The sequence below is a fragment of the Camelimonas lactis genome (assembly GCF_004342915.1).
Taxonomy (GTDB): domain Bacteria; phylum Pseudomonadota; class Alphaproteobacteria; order Rhizobiales; family Beijerinckiaceae; genus Camelimonas; species Camelimonas lactis.
This window is the reverse complement of sequence record NZ_SLWL01000052.1, coordinates 1-1,557: the sequence shown is the minus strand read 5'-3', so window position 1 is coordinate 1,557 and position 1,557 is coordinate 1. Positions and strand designations below refer to the sequence as shown.

The window sequence follows — 1,557 nt, the reverse complement described above, 5'->3', positions numbered from 1 at the left end:
CTGCCCGAGGCGTGGAATCGATGCCCACGATGCCGTGGAATCCATGCCCACGATCGCGTGGAATCGATGCCCATCATCCGTGGAATCCGCACCATTCAGAACTGGAATTTTCCAATTATGATCCCGGATGCGGGACGAAGGAGGGTTCCATGAAGGCGTCGAAGTTCACGGAAGCGCAGATCGCATTTGTCTTGAAGCAGGCGCAGGATGGCGCGCCGGTCGCTGAGGTTTGTCGCCAGGCGGGCATCTCGGATGAAGCCTTCTACGACTGGCGGAAGAAGTATGCCGGGTTGATGCCGTCCGAAATGAAGCGCCTGCGGCAACTGGAGGACGAGAATGCGCGGCTGAAACGTGTCTTGGCGGACCTGACGCTGGATCGCGCGATGCTTCAGGATGTGCTGGCAAAAAAGCTCTGAAGCCTGAGCGCAAGCGCGCGCTTGTCGACATGGTGCGGTCGGACTGGAAAGTCTCAGTCAGACGCGCCTGTGCGGCCCTGCAGATTGACCGGGGACTGTACGTCTACAAGTCGTGTCGCGGCGATCAGGCTCCTGTCAGGTTTCGGATCAGGCAGATCTGCGAGACCCGGGTTCGTTATGGCTACCGCAGGGTCCACTGATGCAGCGCGAAGGCCATGCGGTGAACCACAAGCGAATCTACCGGCTCTACAAGGGAGATGGGCCTTCAGCTGCGCAACAAGACGCCCAAACGGCGGGTGCGGGCGAAGCTGCGCGATGACCGCAAGACCGCCACCCGCCTCAACGAGACCTGGGCGATGGATTTTGTGCATGATCAACTGGCGACAGGCCGGAAGTTGAGGATCCTGACGATCATCAGCACCTTCACGCGGGTCGCTCCCGCGGTCGATGTGCGGTTCAGCTACAGGGGCGAGGACGTCGTTCACACCCTTGAGCGCGTGTGTCGCGACACGGGCTATCCGCAGGGCATCCGGGTGGATCAGGGGCCGGAATTTGTCTCCCGGGGCCTTGATCTGTGGGCATACCCGAAGGGCGTGATCCTCGACTTCTCCCGGTCCCGGCAAGCCGACGGACAACAGCTTCATCGAGTCGTTCAACGGCAAGCTCCGGGCGGAATGCCTGAACACGCACTGGTTCATGAGCCTTGACGACACGCGCGCAAAACTGGAGGCTTGGCGTAAGGACTACAATGAGGTCCGGCCGCACAGCGCCATCGGCAACAAACCGCCGATATCGCTATTGAATGGCTCATCGGCGGCACAGCCGGCATGAGCACGAAGCCCCCAAAGTTCCAGTTTTAACTGGCGTGGATTTGGGGGCAGGCTCAACAACCCTCAGGTCGAACTTAGGGCTGGATAGAACTTGGGGGTAACGTCAGAAACGTTGGAGGCAGGCCGGTTTATGGCTGCCAGTTCTGCTTCGCTTTAGCAGGTTGGACCCGGCGCACATAAAAAAACCCCGTCCGCGTGGGGCGGACGGGGTTTTATTGTTCTGGTTGCGGGGGCTGGATTTGAACCAGCGACCTTCAGGTTATGAGCCTGACGAGCTACCGGGCTGCTCCACCCCGCGGCAATTGTTGGAA

1 tRNA gene and 1 pseudogene are annotated in these 1,557 nt (G+C 60.1%); one reads left to right on the top strand and one right to left on the bottom strand.

Annotated features, from left to right (window positions below):
• The first annotated feature begins 149 nt into the window (after positions 1 to 149).
• Positions 150 to 1,247: pseudogene (locus EV666_RS18120) on the top strand (IS3 family transposase).
• Between the two features lie 220 nt (positions 1,248 to 1,467).
• Here the strand turns inward: EV666_RS18120 and EV666_RS18115 are convergent.
• Positions 1,468 to 1,544 (bottom strand) — tRNA-Met (locus tag EV666_RS18115).
• Positions 1,545 to 1,557 lie beyond the last annotated feature (13 nt).